The organism is Thiohalocapsa sp. (assembly GCF_019695415.1).
GTDB lineage: Bacteria > Pseudomonadota > Gammaproteobacteria > Chromatiales > Chromatiaceae > Thiohalocapsa.
Window position 1 is genome coordinate 1 of the sequence record NZ_JAIFKJ010000616.1, and the last position, 4,241, is coordinate 4,241.

General features: G+C 64.3%; 4 protein-coding genes and 1 pseudogene. 2 read left to right on the forward strand and 3 right to left on the reverse strand.

Features of this window, described 5'->3' with window-relative positions:
* Positions 1-413: pseudogene (locus I6U14_RS16835) on the reverse strand (IS1634 family transposase); the annotation flags it as partial.
* A 303-nt stretch (positions 414-716) separates the two neighbouring features.
* Between I6U14_RS16835 and I6U14_RS16840 the strand changes: the two are divergent.
* Positions 717-1,124 (forward strand): hypothetical protein, encoded by a 408-nt coding sequence (locus I6U14_RS16840; RefSeq protein ID WP_296900821.1) that lies wholly within the window; start codon positions 717-719, stop codon positions 1,122-1,124.
* A gap of 2 nt (positions 1,125-1,126) precedes the next feature.
* Positions 1,127-1,477 carry an IS66 family insertion sequence element accessory protein TnpB gene (tnpB, locus tag I6U14_RS16845; RefSeq protein WP_296900823.1) on the forward strand — a complete coding sequence of 117 codons (351 nt, stop codon included), beginning with the start codon at positions 1,127-1,129 and terminating at the stop codon, positions 1,475-1,477.
* On the opposite strand, the gene I6U14_RS16850 is transcribed toward tnpB, so the two are convergent.
* A complete protein-coding gene (locus I6U14_RS16850; RefSeq protein ID WP_296900825.1) occupies positions 1,418-3,205 on the reverse strand; it encodes an IS66 family transposase in 1,788 nt (595 codons plus the stop codon). The two genes, tnpB and I6U14_RS16850, sit on opposite strands and share 60 nt — an antisense overlap.
* Positions 3,202-4,077 (reverse strand): DUF4338 domain-containing protein, encoded by an 876-nt coding sequence (locus I6U14_RS16855; protein WP_296900828.1) that lies wholly within the window; start codon positions 4,075-4,077, stop codon positions 3,202-3,204. Before I6U14_RS16855 ends, I6U14_RS16850 begins: the two co-directional genes overlap by 4 nt.
* Positions 4,078-4,241 lie beyond the last annotated feature (164 nt).

A 4,241-nucleotide genomic window follows, 5' to 3' on the forward strand; every position in this document is an offset into this window, starting at 1 on the left:
CCTTCGTCGGCAACCCCCCCCCCAAGCAAGTGCGCCTGCGTCGTTCTGTGCCACATCCGGCGGGTCGCCAGCTTCGAGCAGGGTGTGATCAATCGCTCCACAATCATCGCCAGCACCAAATCGCGTTCACGGGTACGCTTGGCACCGATCAATTTGTCCAGCCCGATATGCCGGATCGTCTCCAGCACCGCTTCCACGTGACCATGGGGCCAGGAACGCTCAATCGCGAACGCCTCCTCCGGTGAGACCAGCGGTTCGTCCTTGAGCACCCGGCGCAACGCGGCCACTTTCTGTGCTGGCCAGTCGGTGAGATTCGCCAGCGTGCGCTTGCAAACCTTCTTGCCCTCGCGCCAACCCTCACGCAGCAAAATGGCGGGGCGCGAGTTTCGATTCGGGACGACCTCGATATACATGGGAACATGTATAGCACATTACGCCAATATTGCAAGCCAATTATCCGTCATTTACATGGGAACATACTGACGCAGGTCAACGATCAAGTTTTTAACGAAAAACAGCAGGTTGCACCCATTTTGGCGCGTGGCTATGAGGGGAACTTCGGCTTAGCGCCTTTGCGCGAGATCCCTATCTGTAGCGGCTCGCCAACGGAAACCCCCCGGCTCGCAAACACCGTGTAGTTCCGGCAAACGTGCGTGACCCGTTGACAGCGGGGTGATGTAGTGCGCCTCCATGGCAAAGCGACCACCGGAGGCAGCATGAACGCAGCGACAGACAGCAAACGGACCCTGGAAGAGGTTTCCAGGCATGTCGAGCAATGGCGAAGCGGCAAGAAGCGGGGGGAGCGAATCCCGCAGCGGATCTGGGAGGAGGCGCTGGTCCTGGTGGGAACCTACGGGATCTCGCGGGTCAGTCGGACGCTGCGTCTGAGCTACACCGAGCTGGAGAACCGCCGCCGGCGGATGGCGGCAGCGCAACCACGACCGGGTCCTGCCGAGGCGAGCGCCTTTGTGGAGATCGACACCGCGCTCCTCGAGCAGGCCGCTGGGGCGGAGGCCACCGCGGCCTGGCTGGAGCTGGAACGCCCGGATGGACTGCGCCTGCGGATCCGGCCGAGCCATCGTGGGGAGCTGCTGGCATTGGTCGAGCGTTTCCTGGGGGTCTGATCATGCTGCAGCTGACCCCGCAAAGCCGTGTCTTTCTGGCCCGCGAGCCGGCGGACTTCCGCCGTGGGATCGATGGGCTGGCCGCCCTGTGCCGGCAAAGGCTCGGCGAGGACCCCATGAGCGGCGCCCTGTTTGTCTTCCGCAACCGCCGGGGAACGTCCCTGAAATTATTATGTTACGACGGTCAGGGGTTCTGGCTGTGCCAGAAACGCCTCTCCCAGGGACGCCTGGCCTGGTGGCCGTCGACAGCGCATGTCGGCCATCGGCTCTCGGCACGGGAGCTGCAGATCCTCCTATGGAACGGCAACCCCGAGCAGGCCCGGATGGCCGAGGACTGGCGGCGGGTGGCTTAAGGGGAGGTGTCGCTCGAGTGGTTGGCGGGCCGCGCGGTAGTTCCAGGGCAGCCAGGCCGCGGGGTCGGCGAACACCGCCGAGCGGTTCTCCATCAGGGCGCGGAGGTAGTCCAGGGGGTTGATCCCGTTGAGCCGGCAGGTCTCGATCAGGCTGGTGAGGACATCGCCGACATGGGCGCCGTGCTCGTTCTTGTAGAACAGACTGTTTTTGCGGTACCGCAGGATGATCTTGAGCGCCCGTTCGGCGGCATTGTTGTCCAGCGGTGCCCCCGCAATGTGCAGGAACCGGGTCAGGGCGGCCCAGCGCTTGAGCAGATACTCGAAGGCCCCGCCCAGGCGACTGTTGGGCTCCACCAGCCGCTCTTCGAGCCGTTGCTCCATCCAGGTCTTGAGCGCCTCCATCACTTCGCGGCTGTGCTCCTGGTGATAGGCGAGGCGTTGCGCCGGTGTGAGCTGCTGGTCCTTACAATGGGCCTCGTGCTTGTAGATCGTGGCGATGGCATCGATGACCCGCGCGCATTCGCCGGGAAAGAAGGCCTCGATATCAACAAACTGCCGGCGCCCATGGACCAAGCAGCTCAAGTCCACCGCCTGGTCCTTGTGCTCCTTGGGGGTATTGGCTGCCAGGCCATCGGACATCCATTGGATGGGCGGGAGACGCGGGTCGCGATCGGCCAGGAGACCGTCGAGATTCTCGCCCGCGTGCCGGCGCCCGGTGAAGTACAGACAGATCGATTGCTCCCCCTCGAAGCGCAGGACCGTGGTGTACATCCCCTTGCGCGCCGGCGGCGGGTCGGCCTGGTTTTCGGCGATCAGCGACAGGATGCGCGTGCCGGTGTCGTCCTGGTAGACCCGCGGCTGTTGGGCGCCGAAACGCTTGAGGTATTCAAAGGGCGGATAGGCGCTATCGGCGACCTGCTCGACCAACTCCCATTGGGTGGCATCGGGCAACGGCATACCCACCAGCTGCTGAAAGGACTCGATGCGTTTGAGCGGCAGGCCCAGATGATAATGGGCCACGGCCAGATGGACCTTCAGGCTTACATCGTAGGTTTCCTGACCCGCCTCGGGTGGCATGTGGGCCACCAACAAGGCGCCGCACGCCCCGCAGCGCAGCTGCTCCAATTCATAGCGCATGACCTGCGCCAGCGGAAGGCCTCGGAAACGCAGGCGCACCAGGGAGCGTGAGCGGTAGAGCCGCCCGCGCGTGCATTCGGGGCAGCGATCGCCCGCCTGGTAGCGATCATGGGGGCAAAAGATCCGCTCGGCCCCTGGATAATCCGCCGCTCCGAGGCGACCATGACCTGGTCGCGGTGTCGGCTTTTGCCCATCGCTACCAACACCCGTTTGCTCGCCCGAGCCCGTTTCTGTATCGCTTGCGCCCTCCGATTGACTCCCGTCCTCCCCAGCGGCGGCGTCCCCGGCAGGGGGTTCGGGATCACTTGGGGGATCGGATTGGCCTTCCGCGTTCTCGCTCGAACCCGCCGGCCCGTCGGGCGGCTGTGAGGGTTTTCGCGTCGTCTTCTCGGTGCGCTTGCCGAAGAGGAGCTTTCTCAGCTTCGCCAGGCTGATGCGCGTCTCCAGCAAGGTGTGCTCAAGCCACAGCAGCGTCTGCAACAGGGGCACGATCCGCTTCTGCGCGGCGGGATCGAGCCGCCCGTGTTGCGCCTGCTCGATCAGCCGCTCGACCTCCGCGGCCTCGATCTCCATGGGCTGCGGATCGGTCATTGCCACAGCCGTACCCGGAAGTCCTTCGCCAGCGGATACACCCACACCGTCTTGATCGGTACCTGGCCGAGACGATGATCTCCCAGCTTCCCCCGGCCCTGCGTCTGGCCCACGCAGGTCCAGTTCGCCGCCCGGTAGCAGGTCCCGGTAAAACGCGCTGCCTCCACGAAGGTCTCCAGCAACACCGGGCGGTAGCCGTACCGCCCTTCCCAGTGCGCCGGCAGCGAGCGGGCAGCCATCGCCAACAGCTTACTGGCCAGCGAAGAGACGCGAACCCAGGGCAGGATCAGAAACCGAGCGTTGTTGATCACGCCGCCGAGGTTGCGGTGGCGCTGCGCCCGGCTCCAGCCAATCCATTCATCCCGTGGTCCGCTCTTCCAGGCCGCCGCACCGAAGCCGAGCAGGCCCAGGATCCGTTCCCCCGCCAGCGCGAAATAGCGCAGCTGCGCCCCAGGCAACGGCTTATAGCCGAGATAGTGGTAGCGGTCGATGTATTCGTTCCACAGCGCACTGCCCGCCCGCTCCACCACCGCAAGGCGTAGATCGCGAAGCTCATGCACCGCCGCCTCCAGCCTTGGCTCAGGTTCTGCCTGCGGCGTGCGCCGGGCGAACGACCGGCAAGGGTTGACCTTGTGGCGGGGCGCCGGCAGCTCGAGCAGCCCTTCACGGTGCATGCGCAACAGCGCCACCCGGCAGCTCATGTCCTTCAGGCTGCCGTCGGGCTTGCGCCAGTCAAAGGCCTCGCACACCCGATAGGACAACTGCTGGCGGCTGATGCCGGGCTCGATCTGAACGAGACGGCGAATCTGGGCAATCTCTTCGGCCAGAAACTCCCGCCCGCTGTAGCGCTTGGTCGATGACGTCGTCTTCATGCGCGACGTTGTAGAGGAAACAAATCCTCGTGTCCCGCAGAAAAATCTAAGTCATCAATTAAAACAATTTATCAGCTGATTGTTTCCCTATCGTACATCGTCTCGCTTCACTACTCCTGAATCACGCACGGCTGCCGGAAGCACACGGTGCCGTAGAGGACCTC

What these genes read in the sequence shown, in the direction of transcription:
- I6U14_RS16850 (WP_296900825.1), bottom strand. Translation starts at nt 3,205, where the DNA reads ATGACCGATCCGCAGCCCATGGAGATCGAGGCCGCGGAGGTCGAGCGG.
- I6U14_RS16855 (WP_296900828.1), bottom strand. Translation starts at nt 4,077, where the DNA reads ATGAAGACGACGTCATCGACCAAGCGCTACAGCGGGCGGGAGTTTCTG.
- I6U14_RS16840 (WP_296900821.1), top strand. Translation starts at nt 717, where the DNA reads ATGAACGCAGCGACAGACAGCAAACGGACCCTGGAAGAGGTTTCCAGG.
- tnpB (WP_296900823.1), top strand. Translation starts at nt 1,127, where the DNA reads ATGCTGCAGCTGACCCCGCAAAGCCGTGTCTTTCTGGCCCGCGAGCCG.